Raw genomic sequence first — 17996 nt, 5'->3', positions numbered from 1 at the left:
GTCACTCCGTGACGGTGGGGTGCGTGCCCAGAAACGGGCGCAGTTCCAGCCATTCGTGGATCGGGCGCCCGCCCGCCCCGGGGGCGGCCGACAACTCCCCGGCCAGTTCGACGGCGCGCTCGTAGCTCTCGACGTCGATCACCATCCACCCGGCGATCAGGTCCTTGGTCTCGGCGAACGGACCGTCGGTGACCGGCGGGCGCCCCTCGCCGTCGTACCGCACGAACGTCCCCTCCGGGGCGAGCGCCCGACTGTCCACGAACTCGCCGGTCTCCTCCAACCGGGCCGCGAAGTCGTTCATGTACTTCACGTGCGCCGAGATCTCCTCCGGCGTCCACTTCTCCATCGGCACGTCGTTGACCGAGGCCGGAGCGCCGCGGTAGTGCTTGAGCAACAGGTACTTGGCCATCGTGTTTCTCCTCGGTGTGATGCGACCCATTGTGGTCGCCTGCACACCGGGGACGGAGCCGGTCACGCGCTCTCGACATCATCGGCCGAACTTTTTTCGACCCTTGCGGAGAACGATGCCGTCCGGGGGTGATGTGGGGCTACATCGACGCCTTGATCCGCCGCGGGGCGTCCAGGATGCGGCTGATGATCTGGATCACGAGCGGCGGCTGTTCGCTGCCGTTCCGGTCGTTGCCCAGGATGTAGTAGACCTGCTCGACCGAGGGGGGTCCGACGGCCAGCGCCTGGCGCGCGGCCTGCTGGGAGGTGGCCTCGCCGGTCCGCACGGAGTAGGCGGCCGTCATCGCGCCGGTCCGGCCGACGCCCGCACCACAGTGCACGAACACCGGTCCGTCGGAGGTCTGCACGATCCGCAGGAAATCGTCGACCTGGGCCTGGGTGGGAGTCTGACCGTCCCGGATCGGCAGCCGTTCCAGCTTCAGTCCGGCCTGCGCCGGACGCTCCAGGTCGGCCTGGCTCATCTTCTCCGCGCGCAGGTCCACGACGGTCCGCACGCCGCGGTCGGCGAGCTCCCGGTATCCGGGGACACCCGGAGCGGAACCGCGCCACACCTTGTCGTCCACCTGCTTGACGTGGTTCATCCCGGCGATCGAACTGCCCGAGGATTCGCCCTGCTGGGCGACCGCGTGCGCGCCCAGCATGCCCAGGACCGACACCAGCCAGATCACGCCGTAAGCGAGCACGGCGACGAGTACGTACTTCAGAACCCGTCGAGTCGTGCGCCGCCGGGGACCGGCGGGCGCGGCCGAAGGGGCTCCGGCGGCAGGTGTGGCAGGCGTGGGGGAGAAGGCGGAACGCGTGAGGACCTTGGGTCCGGACAAGTGGAATCACCGTCGATGTTTGCGGGCTACGGGCAACGTCCCGGGCCCTGGGGAACCGACGGGTCGTACTTCAAGGTTAACCGATCGATCTCAAGATATTAGTAACAATATTGATTTAACGGTAAAAAGCCTCAAATCAACCATTTTCAGGGTCGCGGTGGCGCCTGCCCCTCGCCCACGATCTCGGCGCGCGCGTGGAAGGCCCTCGTGTCCTGGAGACACCCGCGCAGCCGCATCATGTCGTGGTCGTTGAGCGCCGGCCGCACGACGCCCACCCACACATCGGTGTCGAGGCGGCCGAGCAGGGCGTACTCGGGTCGGGCCCCGGTGGAGCTGCGGCAGCCCTCCCACAGCTCGCGTGCGGCCACCTCGCGGGCGATCTCGCGCTCCTCGCGGGAGATCACCCGGAACACCACGGTGCTGGCGACCGACTCGGGCGGCCCCTCGGACCGGCTCTCGGTGGCGTCCGCCAAGCGGTCGACCGCGAGGGCGAGCAGGACTGCCGCGAGCACGGCGCCGGCGACCACCGCGACCGCGCGCACCCGGCGGGCGGGTGCGACGGCGGGTCGATCCTCCAGTTGTGGCTCGACGCCGAGGGCCTGGTCGTCGGCCGGTGCGTTCAGGGCCACCAACCGCCGGGCCAGCATCCCGCTCGAGACCGGATGCGAGGTCAGCCGCGCGATCCGCTGGATCACCCAGGCGACCCCGGAGAGCACGACGCCCGCGGCCAGCAGGACGGGCACGAACACGTGGTGGGTGTCACGGCTGTCCATGCGTTCGGCGTCCAGCCAACGAAACCGGCCCGTCCCGGTCTCGTCGCGCGCCTGCTCCAACCGCCGCCGGGCCTCCTCGGTACGCTCGTCCGCCTCCCCCAGGTGCCGCTCCAGCCGGGCGATCCGGCCGAGCAGCACGGCCGCGACGACCAGGATCTCCACGATCACGAAGATCAACAGGCAGAAGACCGCCCGGTTCCACTCCCACCGGTACAGGTAGACCACCGCGTAGCAGGCCGACGCGGCTCCGGCGATGCCGCCGAACAGAAACGCCAGGTACCTCACGCGCCCGCTCCCTTCCCGGACCCCGCCCCCACCCCACGCTCCCCGTCCCCGGCGCCCTCGACGTCCGCGTCCGCTCCGTCCGCCGCCGGTCGCCCCGCGTCGGCGGGAGAAGTCACCAGGCCGGTGCCGCCGTCCACCGTGAGTGTCGTCCCGGGTACGAACCGGTCCACCGCGCCGACCACGCCGACGGCGGTGGGAACGCGGCGTTCGCGGGCCAGGACGGCCAGGTGCGATAGCGGGCTACCGGTCTCGGACACCAGTCCGGCCAGGCCCGGCAGCAGCGCGGCCAGTGCCGGGTCGAGGACACGCACCACCAGCACCGCGTGCTCGGGCCGTGCCCCGCCACCGTCCCAGACCGTGCCCGTACCGGTACCGCCGCCCGCGCCCCGGCCGCCGTCGCCGCGACCGGTCCGGGTCGGCGCCGCGACGGGCCGACCCTCGACCAGGCGGAACGCGGCGGGCAGCGGTGGCCGGTCCGGCCTGGGCACCCGGGCGGGCAGGTCGGCCGGGAGGTCGGCGCCACCGGCTGCCGCGACCAGTTCGCTCCAGCGCAACCGCGCCACCTGGGCCGGATCCTCGATCAGACCGGCCGTCGCGAGCCGGGCGGCGAACTCGCGCACCATGCCCACCTGCATCTCCTGCACCCACCGGATCCGCAGCCGCAGTCCCTCCCGGAACGGCAGCGTGCCCACTCCCCTGGGCGCGCCCGTCCAGCCGGTGCGCCCGGGCAGCCGACGCGCGCGATGCAGCGACGGCGGAAACAGCGCCAGCAGGACCGGGTGGTCCGCCACCAGGTCCGCGTCGGATCTGCCCGCCGTACGCCCCTCGGACAGCACGGCCAGGGCCTCGCCGGCGAGCGTGGCGCCCGCACCGCCGCCCAGGAGCGCCCCGGCCAGCGCCTCCTGCGCGTGCAGCGCCGACAGGGCCCGGCGACCCCACGACGCGGCGGACACGAGCCGCCCGCCGAGCATCTCGCCGGGCGCCGGGAACTCGGCGAGCCGGCGATCGACGTCGGCCATCAGGTCCAGCGCGAGCAGGGGCAGCGCGGATCGCAGGCGTCCCACCCGCCACGCCGCTCCGGCCGCACGGGCACCGGGTGCGGGGTTGAGGATGTCGAGAACGGGGTGCGGCGAGGGCACGGTGCCCAGCAGGCGCAGATCGGCCACCGCCAGGCCGTCGACGGTGCGCACGACCGGGACGGTGCGCAGCCGGCGCCTGGGAGCGGTGCCCGTGACGTCGAGGGCGACGGCCAGGCCGTGCGCCATCGGCGCCACCCACAGGTCCTCCTCCAGTGGTTGCAGGACGTCCGGCAGGGTCTCGGCCACCGGCCCGGGCCCCAGCAGTCGCGCGCCCCGCGCGGGCCGCGCGCTCATCGCGGTGATCGGGCGGGACTGGAACAGCCACAGACGGTCGTCGGCGTCGAAGCCGAACTCCATGTCCTGCGGCGCGCCGAACAGGCGCCCGGTCTGCCCGGCGAGCACGACGAGCCGATGCAACCGGCGCCGGCCCAGTACATGCCGACCCGACGGCTCGGCGGGACGCGTGGGCAGCCGACGGCCGCGGCGGGTGAGCCGGTAGTGCACGCCGTCGCTACGCCCGTCCACGAGCCGGGCGGGGCTGCCCGGCACCGCGCTGATCAGGATGTGGTCCTCGCGCCCTTCGACGGGATCGGCCCCGAACATCACCCCGCCGGCGACCGGGTACGACATCGGCTGGACCAGAACGGCCATGCCGTCGCCCCCGGTGCCGTCTCCGGGCAGGTCCGGGTCGGCGGCCCGCGCCGAATCGAGGACCGTGTCCACCGCCGCGGTGAAGGCGTCCCAGCCGCGCACGTCCGCGACCGTCGCGAAGCGCCCGGCCATGGAGGAGGTCGCGGTGTCCTCGTGTACCGAGGACGACCGCACGATCAGCGACCGGGAACCGCCCTCGGCCAGCGTGTGCCAGGCGCGACGCAACGACTCCTCGCCGTGCGGGGCATCGGGGGCGCGGGTGGCCGGGACGAGCACGAACCCCGGCAGGACGGGCAGGCCGGCGGCCGCGGCGCGGGCCAGTTGGGCGGCCTTGCCGCCGGTCAGCCGCGGATCGTGGGCCCGCTCGGCCTCCAACGGCACGACGACCAGCCGGTTCGCCTCGACCGCCATGGCGGGCTCCTTCCGCCGCCGGTGCCTGCACCGGGTTCCGCTTGCGGTGCTCAGTACCGAGTTCCGCTTCCGGTGCTCGTGCCGACCGGTTCCGGTGCTCCCGAGCGGAACGGAGCGTCCCGGGCACACGGCCGACGGGCTGTACCGACATCTCGACATTCAAGCTTCCCTCTCCGTCCGCACATCGGGCAATCCGACGGGTGGAAACCGGCCAGGGCACCGCGCGACGAAACGGCGGCACCGTGGGCGCGTCGGCGTCCGGGGCGGACTCAGGGACGGCGGGCCGTCCAGACCGTACGGCTGCTCCGCAGCGTCAGGTCGTGGCGGTTCGGGAACGCGCCGGGGTGGTCCTGCGTCAACAGGAGGTCGAGCACGTCCAGGTCGTCGGCGGCCACCCGACCCTCGACGGCGACCCGGAAGGCGGCGAACTGGCGCCGCGCGTACCGCCTCGCGGCGGGCGGCGCCGGGCTCGCCTCGACGGTGAAGGTGCGCTGCGCGACCGGCTCGAAGCCGGCCCGTTCCAGGTGTGGCCGCCAATCGGGGTGCGCGTTCCAGCCCGCTCGCGCCGCCGCCTCGTGGCAGCGGGTCTCCAGCCCTGGGCGGCCGACGCCGATGTCGTCCGGCAGGAAGCGCGGCAGCGCGTCCATCTCGACGACAGCCAGCACGCCGCCGGGGTTCAACGCTCCGTGGATGTCGCGGAGCACCCGGTCCGGGTCGGCGACGTGGTGCATCGAGGAGGCCGCCCACGCGACGTCGACGGCGTCGACGGACGGCCAGGCGACGTCCAGGTCGGCCGACACGACGCGCAGCCGATCCGTGAGTCCCGCGCCGTGTGCGGTCGCGCGCAGGCGGTCGCGCAGCGCGGGCGACCGGTCGATCGCGACGATCTCGGCCGCCTCGAATCGCCGGGCCAGCGCCAGGGTCCCGGTACCGGTGCCCGCGCCCACGTCGGCGACCCGCTTCGGTGCGTCGGGGCCGTGCCGCCCGACCCAGTCGGTCATCTCGTCGAGCAGCGACCCGAGCATCTCGGCGTCCAGGTCCAGCATGTCCGCCGACGCCGACTCGTCGTGCCCCGTGGCCCCGTCACCGTGGTCGTGGTCGTGGTCGTGCCGGTGCCGGTCCTGCTGCTGATGGTGCTCGTGGTTCCGGTGGTGGCCGTGCCGATCCGAGTGCGTTTCCATGGCCTCACGATAGGCACATCCATGCGCGTGACACATATACTCTTGCCTATGGCGCAAGAAGAAGTAGGCCTGGACAACATCGTCCGCCACCGCATTCGCGGCCTGCGACTCGCCCGTGGCTGGTCGCTGGACGCCCTCGCCGCCCGCTGCCACCTGAGCCCGTCCAACCTGAGCCGGATCGAGACCGGGCACCGCCGGATCGCTCTGGACCAATTGGTGGGCATCGCCCGCGCGCTGGACACCACGCTCGACCAACTCGTCGAATCCGCCGACGACGAGGATGTGGTGATCCGCCCCGAGCCTTGTCACACGCAGGGCATGACCAGTTGGCTGTTGTCGAACGAACGCTCGCTGCACGGGGTCACCGTGGCCAAGCTGCGGATCACCCCCGACCGGCCGACCGGAACCGAACACCTCAAGGTGCATCCGGGCCGCGAGTGGTTCACCGTCCTGTCCGGCACGGCCCGGCTGCAACTGGGCGAGCGCACCATCCTGATCCAGGCCGGCAACGCGGCCGAGTTCTCCACCATGACGCCGCATTCCGTCGGCGCGCACGACGGTCCCGTCGAACTGCTGATCATCCTCGACCACAACGGGGAACGCACCCACCTGCCATCCGCCGGCCGGACGCCGAAACCCTGACACCGACCGCGCGACACCTCGGCGTGCCGCGACCGGGCGCCGTCCGCCGCCGGATTCCACCCGCCCGCCGGCGGCACAGCGACCTGTCGCGTGGTCGCTCGTTCACCGGGCATGAGCAACCACGCGCCACCGCCCGGCGACTCCCCCACCTCCGCCGACGCCCGTATCTCGCCCGAGCAGCACGCCGCCCTGGAGCGGGTCACCGCCGCCGGCGAGCGGGCCGGCGCGTGGCTGTGCGCGCACGGTCGCCCGGGCGGCCCCGCGTGGGCGCTCGCCGGCGCGATCGAGCACGTCCTGCGCAGCCTGCACGTCGGCGAGCCCACCGGCCCCGGGCCGGACCGGCCGCCACACCCCGGCGTCGACGCCGACCTGCTCCTGTACCTGGACCCCTACGCGAGCCCGGCCGGCCCCGTCCTCGGCGCCGTCCCGCTGACCGCCGCCGAGACCGTCGCCGTCATCACCGCGGCCGGCTGCGCCCGGATCGCCCCCGAGGCGATGTCCCGCGCCGACTGGGCGGCCCAACTGCACGTCCTGGCCGACGCGATCGACGATGCCCTGGAGCACGCCGACCGGCCCGCCCACTCCTCGGCCCCCGGACCTCGACACGCGGAGTGAACCCGCCTGCGGCGCGGCGCGGGCCACCGACTCCGATCTCCCGCACGTCCCGGAGCCCGCGACCGTGCGCCGGCGCCGACCGACGCCGGCCCCCACCGTGGCTGTACCGTGATCCGGATCACGGGAACCCGACCCTTCGCGCGGACAACTCGGCATGTGAACCATTCGACGCACGCGGCGATCCGGTCGCCTTTCGCGAGTTGTACCAGGACCACCACCGGGTGGTGTACGCGCACGCCTACCGCGTCACCGGGGACTGGGCGGCGTCCGAGGACGTCGTCTCGCTCACGTTCCTGGAGGCGTGGCGGCTGCGTGAGCGATTGCGGGACGAGGGCGAAACCCCGCGTCCCTGGTTGATGGGCATCGCGATCAACGTGCTGCGCAACCGTAATCGGGCCGCGCGAAGACATCGACACGCGATGGCAAGGTCGCCCGCGCACACGGTCGTTCCCGACATCGCCGACGCGGTCGTCACCCGCATCGACGACGGCGAACGATTGGCCGCCGCGCGTGCCGCGCTGGGCCGGCTCCGGCGCACCGACCGCGAGGTCTTCCTGTTGTGCGTGTGTTCGGAACTGACCTACGCCGAGGCCGCGCACGCGTTGGGCCTGCCGGTGGGGACCGTACGCTCCCGCCTGTCCCGGGCCCGGGTCAGGTTGCGCGCCTTGGCCGACGAGGAACTTCGGTCCGTCCGGGCCCCCTTCCTCTCCCGCGTCGCCACCGCCGCACGTCCCGCGCCCGTTCCGACGATCCTCCGGGAGCCGACCCGATGAAGTACGACGTGCCCGCACCCGAAGAGCCCACCATGTCCGGCGAGTCCACCGAGTCCGTCTCGACCGACCGCGCCCGACCGGCCGGCGACCCGACCGAGCGCGCCCTGGTCGGGGATGCCCGGCCGACCCCCGCTCGGCAACGGCTGCTCGAGGAACACCTGATGCGCGCGATCACCGCCGACGCCGCGCGCACGGCCGCGCCCCGCCGACGTGCCCGGCGGCAGTTGGCGCCGATCGGCGCGATGGTCGCGGTCGGCGCCGTGGCCGCCGCCGTGTTCCTGGTCGCGGCGCCGGACCCCACGACCCGGCGGCCCGCGCAGACCGCCGCCGCGCCCGACGCGTCCGCGGTGCCACGGCCCGGGCAGGTCCTGTACGTCGAACTCGAAACGTCCTCGTGGTCCGCTGTCGACGGGGTTCCGGTGGAGATCCCGCCGCATGCCCGCAAGGAGTGGTTCGCCCAGGACGGTCGTCGGTGGTTCCTGGACGAACCCGGCTCCCCCGTCTCCGGGTTGGTCCTCAACGATCGGCCGATGCGGTGGAACTACGCGGAGTTGGCCGCGCTGCCCGCGACCCCGGAGGCGGTGTCGGCGGCGCTTCGCGGGCGCGACGCGTGGCCCGGGGGCGGCAAGGTCGATCCGGATCAGGCCGTCTTCGACGAGATCCGGAACATCCTCGACCAAGGTGTGCTGCCGCCGGGAATCGCCGAGGCGCTGTACGAGGTGGCGGCCCGTACGCCGGGCGTGGTGGCCGTCGCCGACGCGGTGGACGGACGGGGCCGGCGTGGGATCGGGCTGAACCGTACCGATCCGGTCACCAACATACGCGGGGAACTGGTCTTCGAAAGGGGCAGCCGGGTCTTCCTGGGCACGCGGGGCGTGCTCGCGACGCCCGGCGAAAATCACCCGAACGGGACGGTGATGTGGGAAACGACCGTGCTGAAGCGCGACATAGTCGACATCATGCCCGGCGACCCGGTAGCCGAGGTCACCGGATCGCGCTCACCCTCGACCACTTCCCACCGGCGACCGTAAGCGGCATGGCCCGCACCCTCGGCGGGCGCGACACCGCCCCGCCGGCCGCCCCGCCCACCGCACCGGAACGCAAGGACGACATGAACCGCGCCACCATGCCCATCCATATGTCCGACACCGCCCGGGCCTCCGCCGTGCCGACCGAGCCCGCCCGCGAGGACCCGCATACCGGGCGCCGGTTCCGGATCGCGGACCGACTCGCCATCGCCCTGCCCCTGCTGGTGGTGGCGGTGATGGGGTGGCACCGTCGGTGGATCACCGACGACGGTCTGATCTACGTGCGCGCGGCCCGGGAGATCGCGGCCGGCAACGGTCCCGTGTACAGCCCCGGCGAGCGGGTGGAGACCTCGACGGGCACCCTGTGGCAGTGGCTGCTGGCGCTGCCGGCCCTGCTCACGCCGGGCGACCCGGCCCGGACCGCCGTGTACGCCGGGCTCGTGTTGTCGATCGCCGGGGTGTGGCTCGCCCTCGCGGGCACCCGCCGTTTCCTGCGCGCCGAGACCGGACGGTACCTGGTCCCGGCCGGTGCGCTGGTGTTCGTCGCGCTGCCCCCGGTCTGGGACTTCGCCACGTCGGGACTGGAAACCGGACTGGCGACGGCCTGGATCGGGCTCTCCTGGCGGTTGCTCGTCACATGCGGCCCGAACGCCGCGACGACCGGGCGGGTCCTGGGGATCGCGGTGGTGTTCGGACTCGGTCCGCTGATCCGCCCCGAACTGGCGGCGACCTCGCTCGTGTTCCTGGTCGCCATGGCGATGGCGACACGGTTGCCCCGGCGGGCCACGCTCGCGGTATGCGTGTGCGCCGGCCTGTTGCCCGGTCTGTATCAGGTCTTCCGGATGGGCTACTACGGCCTGCCCTACCCGATGCCCGCCGTCACCAAGAGTGCGACCCGGCAGTTGTGGGGGCGCGGTTTCGACTACCTCGTCGACTTCGCCGATCCCTACCGGTTGTGGATTCCGGCCGTGCTGGTGCTGCTGCTCGTCGCCGCGCTCCTGGTCCGGCGCGGCCCGCGCGAGCGACGCACCTGGTTCCTCGGCGCGGCGCCGGTCGTCGCCGCGGCGGTGCAGGGCCTGTACGTGCTCCGGGTCGGCGGGGACTTCATGCACGGGCGGATGTGGTTGCCGGTGCTGATGCTTGCCCTGCTGCCGATCCTGCTGGTTCCCGTCGACCGGCGCGTGGGGGTCCTGGTCGTCCTGGTCCCGGTCTGGGCCACGTGGTGCGGCTTCGCTCTGCGCTCCGGTCTGGTGACCACGGACGGTCCCCGGGCCGGTGTGTACCAGACCTGGAACGAACGTATGGTGTACGTGAACTGGACCCGCACCCCGAACCCCACCACGTCGCACGCGCACAGCGCGACGCTGCCGGGACTGCGCGCGGAACTGTTCCGGATGGACGCCGACGGCAGGCGCATGCTCGTGCCGGACGGCAACTACCTCGCCGACGCCGCCGCGTTGCCGCCGCTTCCCTTGCGCGCCGACCTGCCGGCGAGGGAGGGGGTAGTCATGGGGCGGCTCGGTGTCGGTGGCGTGGTCACCCCGCTGCGCGGGATCGTGGTCGACGTGTGGGGTCTGGGCAACACGGTGGGCGCGCACATCGAACAGACCGAGCACGTGGCCGCCGGGCACGAGAAACTCCTCCCGCTCGCCTGGAACATCGCCCTGTACGTCGATCCCGCCGCGTGGGCCCGGATTCCCGCGCATGTGGTCCCGATCGAGGACATCCGCGCGGCCCGGGCGGCGCTGGACTGCGGTGACCTGAAGGAACTCCTGCGATCGAGTACCGAGCCCATGTCGCCCGGCCGCTTCCTGCGCAACCTCACCGGATCCTTCGACCGCGCTACCCTGACCATCCCGCCCGACCCCAAGGCCGCCGAACGCAAGTTCTGCGCCCGCTGAGCCCGCTCTCCGACGGCAGACCCGGGCGGCGACTTCGCGACGCGCGCCGCCGCCCGGGTCGGGTTCACGAGCCGTCGAGCAGCACGGCCAGGGCCGTCGCCGCGTCCGGGTGGCGGTCGACCAACACCGCACCCGGCGCACCCTGTTCCGCTGCCTCCCACGGATCGTCGCAGCCCAGCAACCGTGCCACCGCATCGCACGTGGCGGGGTGCGCGGTGAGCAGCGCGAGGCCGCCGGCGCCGCCTCCACGCCGCGCCGAGAACCGGGCCGGCGGCACCGATGGCGCAAGCCACGGCGGCACCCACTCGTCCAGTGCCCGCAGCCGACCCGGGAAGATCCGTCCCGCCTCGCGGATCAGCAGCGGCGCCAACTCGGCGCCGCCGGATCGCAACGTACCGATCAGCGTCGGCAACCACGGAAGCAGCAACGGGTCGGGCAGTCGGGCGAAGGCGTTCGACACCGCCTCCACCACGAAGTCGGTCAGCCCGGGCACCGGCTCCAGCGCGTGCACGAAGCCACTGAGGTAGTGCGGATAGGCGGGCAGCACCATCGGGTTGTCGAGCATGTCGTCGCACCGCGCACGCAGGTCCGCGCGCGAGAGCACGCCCAACTGCACCTGCGCCGCCCACAACAACGCCACCTTCGCGGGCTCCTCGGGGTGCGACTGCCCGACCGCCAACTCCAGTTGGGTGCGGTCGCAGCCCAGCGACAGCGCCAGGGTCTCCATGCTGAACAGGAAGCCCAGCATCGCCGCGACCTGACGCACGCCGGCGTCCTCGTCGGTGAACGCCGTCGGCAACAGGGTGCAGTAGTGCGCGTACCCGGTCTTGACGAACGACTCGATCCACGCCGGGAGCACCGGTTCACTCGTCCGGTAGTAGGCGAGCAACCGCCTTACCCGGCGCAATACTTCCGGTGCCCCGTCGACGCTGCGTTCGGTCGCCAGGACTTCCAGCGCGCGGGTACCCAACTCGTCGGCCAGGCGGCGGCCACGCAGGTACAGCGTGGCGTCCTCGACCGCCTCCAGGACGGTCGCCGCGGTCGCGTGCGGGCCGTACGCCGTCCGGCGCAGCCGCTGCTCCAGCACCTGTTCGATGCTGACGCCCTCGTAACCGAGTTCGATCAGGGCGCGCTGGTGGGTGCCCAGCGACAGGTCCCACGATTCCTGGATCGGTCGTTCGCCGAGTCGGCGTTCGCCCATGATCGGGCGGGCCGCGCCGGGTGGCATCAGGTAGCGGAGCATCCACAACACATCGGCGCACCGCTCCAGTTCCGGCCGGGCCGCGATGTCCAGCAACGCCCTGCGTACGCCCCGCTGTTCCAGGTTCAGTTGCAGCGGGGCGAGCCGGTCATGCACGTCGCGGGCCAGCGGCGGCAACGCGTCGTAGCCGACCTTGCCGATCCGGTCGCCGCCCATCATGATCTCGACGATGCGGCGCACGTCGCGGCGGCCCGGCACGCTGTCCTTCTCGATGCAGGTGACCGCCGCGTCCTGGAAGTCGTACGGCGTGGGCTTGGCCCGGTCACGCATCCCGGCGAGCAGGATCGAGGTCTCGAAAACCGAGATGGCGTCGGCGGTCGAGGCGAGGTAGCCGTTGCGCCGTGCGGCGCGGACCACGTCCACCGACCAGCCGAGCAGTTCGGCCTCGTCCAGGCGGTCCAGCACGGGCGACCGGCCGAGGAAGCCGGTCAGCCGATCGGCCGCCGGAAGCGGATCGCTCGGCCCGGAGGCCGCCGGGACGACCGCCGTCGACGCGGTCGCTCGTGCGGCGCTCTTCTTGGGCTTCGCGGTCTTCTTCGCGCCCGCCTGTCCGGTGAGCCGGAACGGTGCCACGCCGGTGCGCGAGAGGTTCTTCGCCCACACCGTCGCGGCGATCGACACGGACCCTGCCGCGAGGCCGAACTGCGCCTCGATCGCGGCGTGGCTGGACGGGATCAGGCCGTGTTGCCACGTGGTCGCGGTGCGCGGGGTGATCTCGAACGTATCGGCGCCGTGCACGCCGAACTCGGCGACCCGCGAGGCCGCGTGGAACGCGCCGCAGACGTAGAGACAGTCCGCCGGATCGGTGCCGGTCGCGGCGAGGTGTTCGCGGGTCCGGGTCCACATGTAGCGTTCGCGGTCCTCGTCCACCCGTACCCGTTGCGGATCGCCGGGGGCCAGCCGCCGGAACAGGCTGCCGATCAGCAGCATGACCTGCCGGTAGGTGTCGTGGTCGCAGTCGCCGAGCGGCAGTTCGACGTACTGGTGCCACCATTCCGACCAGTGCCGCACCCGGCCGTGGCGCAGCAGGTGCTCCTCCAGTTCGGCGAAGCGCGGGCGCAGGTCACCGATCTCCAGGCCGACGGCGTCGCCGTGCAGCGCGCTCTCCTCGTCGGCCGGCGCCGCGTCCGGGTCGGCCGGTTCGGCGGACTTGGTGCCGCGCGGCTCCCACTGGAAGACGTGGTCCGAGGAGCGGTCGACCAGGACCAGTTCGGTGCCGGGGGTGTCCAACGTGTAGGCGATCGCCTGGTATTCGGCGGACGCCTCGGTGATCGGCGCGACCACCGACAGTGGTGCCCACTCGGCCGGGAAACCCTCGATCTCGGCGGCGAAGGACTGCACCGCGACCGGGAGGGTGCAGTTGCGCAGCTCGGTCAGCAGCGGCGCCATGTCCTCGCACAGTTCCAGGTACACCACCTTCGGCCGCTTCTCGCGCAGCCTGCGCGCCATGGCGATCGCCGAGGCGGGCGAGTGGTGGCAGACCGGGAAGATCTCCAGTGGTTCGCGCACCGCGCGGTCCACGTCGTCGACGATGCCCAGCAGGATCTCCTTGAGCGCGTCCGGCCCGTCGGCGAACGTCGCTGCGGCTTGCTCGAGTTGGCCGCGCAGGCCGTCGAACGCGCCCTCGTTCGGGCCGCTCATGACAGGCCGGCGATCGCGTGGCGACCGCCCTCCAGGAACTCCGGCCAGAGCCCGCCCTCTTCCTTCCCGCGCGGCTCGACGACGCCGTGCAGGTACTTGTTCATGATGGCCAGGTCCTCCGGCTCGCGCCGGGCCAGCGAGCCGACGAGCGAGGAGGCGAGGGTGTGCGCGGTCAGCGCGCGCTCGCCGAAGAAGTTGCTGTGCAGGATGGCGTCCTCCAGGACGCCGATCTGTTCGGCGGTGGACAACGACGACTCCAGCTTCTCGTCGTCGCTGCCGGCCGCGGCCGCCGCGGCGCGCAGGTCGGCGAAGCTCTGGAGCAGCACGTCCAGCAGCGTGGGCGGCACGTCCAGTTCGATCCGGTGCCGGCGCAGCAGTTCCTCGGTGCGGAAGCGGACGATCTCCGCCTCGCTCTTCTTGTTGGTCACCACCGGGATGCGCACGAAGTTGAACCGGCGCTTGAGCGCGGAGGAGAGGTCGTTGACGCCCCGGTCACGGCTGTTGGCGGTGGCGATGATGGAGAACCCGGGCTTGGCGAAGACGATGCTGTCGCTGTCGAGTTCGGGAACGGAGACGTACTTCTCCGACAGGATGGAGATGAGCGCGTCCTGCACGTCGCTGGTGGAGCGGGTCAGTTCCTCGAAGCGGCCGATCGCACCGCTTTCCATCGCGGTCATGATCGGCGAGGGGATCATCGATTCCCGGGACTGGCCCTTGGCGATCACCATGGACACGTTCCACGAGTACTTGATGTGGTCCTCGGTGGTGCCGGCCGTGCCCTGGACGACCAGGGTGGAGTTGCGGCAGATCGCGGCGGCCAGCAGTTCGGCCAGCCAGCTCTTGCCGGTGCCGGGGTCGCCGATCAGCAGCAGACCTCGGTCGGAGGCCAGGGTGACGATGGCTCGCTCCACGATGGAGCGGTCCCCGAACCACTTCTGTGCGATCTCGCGATCCAGGCCGTCGGAGCGCTCGGAGCCCAGCACGAACAGGCGGACCATCTTGGGGGACAGCCGCCAACTGAAGGGCTTGGGGCCGTCGTCGATCGACTCGAGCCAGTCCAGTTCCTCGGCGTACTTGATTTCGGCGGGGGCGCGCAGCAGGTCGGACATTTCGTGGCCTTTCTAGGCGAGGAAGGTCTTGAGTTCGTGGACGAGCTTGCGGATGTGGCCGGAGATCACCGGTGTACCGAGGTCCTTGAAGCGCTCGCGGAACCAGGGGTTCACGCTGCCGCGGCCGGAACTGGTCACCGAGCCGACCGGGATGAACTTGGCCCCGGAGCGGTGCACGGCGGCCATGCTCTCGAACAGCCGATCGGTGTGCCATTCGTAGAAGTCGGAGATCCACACGACCACGGTGTTGCGCGGTTCGGCGATCTTGGGCTGGGCCAGTGCCATGGCCACCGTGCCGTCTGTGCCGCCGCCGAGTTGGGTGCGCAGCAGCGTCTCGAAGGGGTCGTGCACCCACGGCGTCAGGTCGACCGCGCGCGTGTCGTACGCGATCAGGTGCACGTCCACCTTGGGCAGTCCGGCGAAGATGGAGGCCAGGATGGTGCAGTTGACCATCGAGTCGACCATCGAGCCGGATTGGTCCACGACCACGATCAGGCGGGTGGGCGTGGTCTTGCGGACGGTGTGCCGGTAGAAGAGCCGGTCGACGTAGAGCCGTTCCTCCTCCGGGCTCCAGTTGGTGAGGTTCTTCCAGATGGTGCGGTCGATGTCGAGGTTGCGGAACACCCGCTTGGGCGGGATCGAGCGGTCCAGCGTCCCGACGCTCGCCTTGGCCACCTGCGTGCGCAGCACCTCGGCGACCTCGGCGACGAAGCGGCGGATCAGGTCCTTGGCACTGGCCAGAGCGACACCGGACAGGTTGTCCTTGTCCCGGAGCAACTGCTCGATCAGCGACATGCTGGGGGTCAGTCGGGCCGCGAGCGCGGGGTCGGCGAGCACCTCGCGCAGGTGCATGCGCTTGACCAGGTCCGCTTCGATGTCCGCGAGTTCGGGGCCGATCGTGGGGATCAGGTTGCCGAGGTCGGGGGTGCCGCTCCGGCCGCCGGTCCCGGTCGGGGACACACCGCGACCGGCACCCGCGCCCGGGCCGGGTCGACCGCCGCGCAACTCGCCGGGCTTGCAGCCCAACGTGCGCTCCAGCCAACCCGCGTCGGACTGCCAGCGGGAGAGTCGCTCGGCGCTGACCGTGCCGGATCCGGTGCCCAGCACGTTGAGCAGCACCTTGGACACCAGCGCCGCGCGCCGCACCTCGGCGGCGCGATCACGCCCGTCCTCGTCGGGCTCGGGCACCATCAGGCCCTCGAACTCGGCGGCCAGGTCCGGGTGGCGCTGCACGATGGCGTCCACGGACGCCTGTGGATCCAGCAGCGCGCTCGGCAGGCCGATGTCCTCGACGACGGCCAGGCTCGCCGATTCCAGCGAAGCCTGCTCCTCGTGGTCGAACAGACGCGCCAGCAGTCGCCAATACAGGACTTGGCGGCGGTTCTCGTCCGGATCCGGTGCGGGGGTGGGTTCGGTCTGCGGCTCGCTCATGTGCGCAGCAGCTTTCCGGCGCGCTCACGCAGCACCGCCACGGCCTCGGTGGCCGCCTTCTCGGCCTTGGCCGCCGACTTGTCGTCGGTGCCGCCGGCCCAGGCCCCGGCGTGCACGACCGAGGTCTTCTTCTTGACCGTGGTCTCCACGGCGAGCGGTTGCACGCGGAAGCCGCCGGCGTCCCAGCGCAGCAGCCCGATGCACGCACCGGACGTGGCGACCGCCTCGGGGGTGAGCGGGCCGGCGGTCGGGATGCGGTCGACGTCGACGGCGAGGCGGTGCCCCGCGAGGGCCAACGCCAATGCCTCCGCGTCCCGATCGACGGTGTAGTTCTCCAGGAACACCGGGATCGCGATGCCCGCCGGATGCCTGGCCGGCGGCGCGCCGGCCGCGGCTTCGGCGGTGGGCAGGGCGACCCGGGCGGTGGCGAAGGCGTCGGCGGGTTCACCGGCGCGGGCGTGCTCGTCGGCCCAGATCAGGTCGCCGTCGACGGTGATCGGCATGTTCTCCAGGTGCATCGAGCGGCCTTCGCCGGCGACCGCCAGCAGGGACAGGTGCGGGCGCAGCAGTTGCCACACACCGACTCCCACGACCGTGTCCGGCTTGGGAACCGAGACGCTCGCCCGCACCAGGCGTGCGGGGCCACCGTCGGCGGGCTCGAACACCGCGTGTACCTGGGCCTGCGCGGCGGTCGCGTGCTCGTGCAGGTCGACGCCCAGCGGCAGCAGTCGGCCGGTGACGGTGTCGGTCGCGGGCGCGGCGGCGGCGCCGGGCACGGTCAGCAACATCGCGCGGGCCCACAGATCGGCCCAGCGACGCACCGGGAAGCGGTCCAGGGCCGCGCCCGGGCAGGAGGCGGCCAGTTCGGCGGCGAAGCCGTCCAGGAGCGTGGCCAGGCGCCGCAGTGACGGGTCGGGGAGCATCGCGAAGACGACCTGTGCCGACCCGGAGACCAGGTCGTGGTCGATGCCCTGCCATCCGGCGCGGGCGAGATCGGCGAGCCAGGAGCGGGCGGCGGCAAGCAGGTTGACCGCGGCCGGCCGGTCCGGCACCGCGTCGGCGTCCCGGGTACGGGTGCGGCCGGTCGCCTCGTCGACGCGGGTGGTGAGCGCGTCGTGGATGGCTCCGAGCAACGCGGCGCGGGCGGCGGCGAGGACGACGAGGTGGTCCTCGCTCGCGGCGCCGGCGAGCGCCTTCTCGGCCGCTTCGGCGACCCGGGAGGCCAGGGGTGTCCCGGCGACGGCGGCGGCCAGTTCGGTCAGCGCGCCGGCGTGGGCGGGCTGCGGTCGCAGCAGGCCGCCGACGAGGGTGCGGTCGAAGGCCTCGACGACCGCGAGCGCCTCGTCGAGCCCGGCGATGGGTTCGGCGAGCAGGTCGACCCGCATCAGGCCACCGCCCTGGTCGGCGGGAACCACTGCATCTCGGGCAACGGCGTGGTGGTCGCCGCGAGTTCGAGGTAGGTCAGGTGGCGCAGGAACCGGCTGAAGACGGGTGCGGCGGCCGTGGCGGCGGCCTGCGCCGGGCGGGTGACGCGCATGTCGGCCAGGATGCTCTGCGCGTTCGGCTTGCCGTTCACCGGCTCGACCCGCAGGTAGCGGGCCACACGCTCGGCGCCGTACTGCACCACCGACTCGACGACCAGTGCCTCGATGTGCTTGCAGAACGAGCCCCGGGCGCCTCCGCACGCCCGGTTGTTGTTGGTACTGCACGCGAAGGCGTACGTGCCGGCCGCGACCGACGAGACGTAGACGCGTCCGATGTCCGAGCCGCTGGACACCACGCCTTGCAGGCGTCCGTCGGCCAGTTCGACGAACGGGACCTTGGCGAGCCTGCGCGGCCGGGCGGGTGGTATCACCCGGGCCGCGCTCGCGCCCTCCCACACTTCCGTGGCTGAGGACACACCATCTCCTTTACACCGAGGGGGAT

At 72.4% G+C, this 17996-nt stretch carries 15 protein-coding genes; 5 read left to right on the top strand and 10 right to left on the bottom strand.

The features are described from left to right. Nucleotide 1: 1 nt before the first annotated feature. From ACIRL2_RS33330 to ACIRL2_RS33310, 5 genes are all read right to left on the bottom strand, one after another. Nucleotides 2–409 carry a YciI family protein gene (locus tag ACIRL2_RS33330; RefSeq protein ID WP_395865128.1) on the bottom strand — a complete coding sequence of 136 codons (408 nt, stop codon included), beginning with the start codon at nucleotides 407–409 and terminating at the stop codon, nucleotides 2–4. 139 nt (nucleotides 410–548) lie between these two features. Continuing rightward, nucleotides 549–1151, bottom strand: a complete 603-nt coding sequence (locus ACIRL2_RS33325; protein ID WP_395865130.1) for a fused DSP-PTPase phosphatase/NAD kinase-like protein — start codon at nucleotides 1149–1151, stop codon at nucleotides 549–551. Between the two features lie 284 nt (nucleotides 1152–1435). Next, nucleotides 1436–2347 carry a hypothetical protein gene (locus ACIRL2_RS33320; protein WP_402237095.1) on the bottom strand — a complete coding sequence of 304 codons (912 nt, stop codon included), beginning with the start codon at nucleotides 2345–2347 and terminating at the stop codon, nucleotides 1436–1438. Then, the gene (locus ACIRL2_RS33315; protein ID WP_395865134.1) at nucleotides 2344–4488 is read right to left on the bottom strand and encodes a PEP/pyruvate-binding domain-containing protein; all 2145 of its coding nucleotides are present in this window, start codon (nucleotides 4486–4488) and stop codon (nucleotides 2344–2346) included. Before ACIRL2_RS33315 ends, ACIRL2_RS33320 begins: the two co-directional genes overlap by 4 nt. Before the next feature lie 269 nt (nucleotides 4489–4757). Next, on the bottom strand, nucleotides 4758–5669 hold the full coding sequence (locus ACIRL2_RS33310) for a class I SAM-dependent methyltransferase (RefSeq protein WP_402237093.1): 912 nt from the start codon (nucleotides 5667–5669) through the stop codon (nucleotides 4758–4760). 48 nt (nucleotides 5670–5717) lie between these two features. Between ACIRL2_RS33310 and ACIRL2_RS33305 the strand changes: the two genes are divergently transcribed. The 5 genes from ACIRL2_RS33305 (at nucleotide 5718) to ACIRL2_RS33285 (ending at nucleotide 10628) form a co-directional block, all read left to right on the top strand. Continuing rightward, entirely contained in the window at nucleotides 5718–6311 is a 594-nt protein-coding gene (locus tag ACIRL2_RS33305; protein ID WP_402237090.1) for a helix-turn-helix domain-containing protein, read from the top strand. Between the two features lie 111 nt (nucleotides 6312–6422). Further along, the gene (locus ACIRL2_RS33300; RefSeq protein WP_395865140.1) at nucleotides 6423–6926 is read left to right on the top strand and encodes a hypothetical protein; all 504 of its coding nucleotides are present in this window, start codon (nucleotides 6423–6425) and stop codon (nucleotides 6924–6926) included. 200 nt (nucleotides 6927–7126) lie between these two features. After that, a complete protein-coding gene (locus ACIRL2_RS33295) occupies nucleotides 7127–7699 on the top strand; it encodes an RNA polymerase sigma factor (protein WP_402237087.1) in 573 nt (190 codons plus the stop codon). Next, the gene (locus tag ACIRL2_RS33290) at nucleotides 7696–8730 is read left to right on the top strand and encodes a CU044_5270 family protein (RefSeq protein WP_402237084.1); all 1035 of its coding nucleotides are present in this window, start codon (nucleotides 7696–7698) and stop codon (nucleotides 8728–8730) included. Before ACIRL2_RS33295 ends, ACIRL2_RS33290 begins: the two co-directional genes overlap by 4 nt. A gap of 5 nt (nucleotides 8731–8735) precedes the next feature. Next, nucleotides 8736–10628, top strand: a complete 1893-nt coding sequence (locus tag ACIRL2_RS33285) for a hypothetical protein (protein WP_402237081.1) — start codon at nucleotides 8736–8738, stop codon at nucleotides 10626–10628. 64 nt (nucleotides 10629–10692) lie between these two features. Here ACIRL2_RS33285 and ACIRL2_RS33280 read toward each other — a convergent pair whose 3' ends face one another. From ACIRL2_RS33280 to ACIRL2_RS33260, 5 genes are read right to left on the bottom strand one after another with little or no spacing between them, the layout of a single operon-like run. Beyond that, nucleotides 10693–13530, bottom strand: coding sequence for a hypothetical protein (locus ACIRL2_RS33280; protein WP_402237078.1), 2838 nt, complete (start codon nucleotides 13528–13530; stop codon nucleotides 10693–10695). Then, nucleotides 13527–14639 (bottom strand): AAA family ATPase, encoded by a 1113-nt coding sequence (locus tag ACIRL2_RS33275; RefSeq protein ID WP_395865150.1) that lies wholly within the window; start codon nucleotides 14637–14639, stop codon nucleotides 13527–13529. Before ACIRL2_RS33275 ends, ACIRL2_RS33280 begins: the two co-directional genes overlap by 4 nt. A 12-nt stretch (nucleotides 14640–14651) precedes the next feature. Further along, nucleotides 14652–16070 (bottom strand): VWA domain-containing protein, encoded by a 1419-nt coding sequence (locus ACIRL2_RS33270; RefSeq protein WP_395865152.1) that lies wholly within the window; start codon nucleotides 16068–16070, stop codon nucleotides 14652–14654. Continuing rightward, nucleotides 16067–17485 (bottom strand): hypothetical protein, encoded by a 1419-nt coding sequence (locus ACIRL2_RS33265; protein ID WP_402237075.1) that lies wholly within the window; start codon nucleotides 17483–17485, stop codon nucleotides 16067–16069. The genes ACIRL2_RS33270 and ACIRL2_RS33265 overlap by 4 nt, the downstream gene beginning before the upstream one ends. Next, nucleotides 17455–17970, bottom strand: coding sequence for a hypothetical protein (locus tag ACIRL2_RS33260; protein WP_402237072.1), 516 nt, complete (start codon nucleotides 17968–17970; stop codon nucleotides 17455–17457). Before ACIRL2_RS33260 ends, ACIRL2_RS33265 begins: the two co-directional genes overlap by 31 nt. Between the last annotated feature and the right edge of the window lie 26 nt (nucleotides 17971–17996).

The organism is Embleya sp. NPDC127516 (assembly GCF_044765325.1).
Classification (GTDB): domain Bacteria; phylum Actinomycetota; class Actinomycetes; order Streptomycetales; family Streptomycetaceae; genus Embleya.
The sequence above is the reverse complement of the archived record's forward strand: the minus strand, read 5'-3'. Positions and strand labels throughout refer to the sequence as shown.

Excerpts from the sequence above, each read along its gene's own strand:
- ACIRL2_RS33330 (WP_395865128.1), bottom strand. The coding sequence starts at position 409 with ATGGCCAAGTACCTGTTGCTCAAGCACTACCGCGGCGCTCCGGCCTCG.
- ACIRL2_RS33315 (WP_395865134.1), bottom strand. The coding sequence starts at position 4,488 with ATGGCGGTCGAGGCGAACCGGCTGGTCGTCGTGCCGTTGGAGGCCGAG.
- ACIRL2_RS33310 (WP_402237093.1), bottom strand. The coding sequence starts at position 5,669 with ATGGAAACGCACTCGGATCGGCACGGCCACCACCGGAACCACGAGCAC.
- ACIRL2_RS33305 (WP_402237090.1), top strand. The coding sequence starts at position 5,718 with ATGGCGCAAGAAGAAGTAGGCCTGGACAACATCGTCCGCCACCGCATT.
- ACIRL2_RS33300 (WP_395865140.1), top strand. The coding sequence starts at position 6,423 with ATGAGCAACCACGCGCCACCGCCCGGCGACTCCCCCACCTCCGCCGAC.
- ACIRL2_RS33290 (WP_402237084.1), top strand. The coding sequence starts at position 7,696 with ATGAAGTACGACGTGCCCGCACCCGAAGAGCCCACCATGTCCGGCGAG.
- ACIRL2_RS33285 (WP_402237081.1), top strand. The coding sequence starts at position 8,736 with ATGGCCCGCACCCTCGGCGGGCGCGACACCGCCCCGCCGGCCGCCCCG.
- ACIRL2_RS33280 (WP_402237078.1), bottom strand. The coding sequence starts at position 13,530 with ATGAGCGGCCCGAACGAGGGCGCGTTCGACGGCCTGCGCGGCCAACTC.
- ACIRL2_RS33275 (WP_395865150.1), bottom strand. The coding sequence starts at position 14,639 with ATGTCCGACCTGCTGCGCGCCCCCGCCGAAATCAAGTACGCCGAGGAA.
- ACIRL2_RS33270 (WP_395865152.1), bottom strand. The coding sequence starts at position 16,070 with ATGAGCGAGCCGCAGACCGAACCCACCCCCGCACCGGATCCGGACGAG.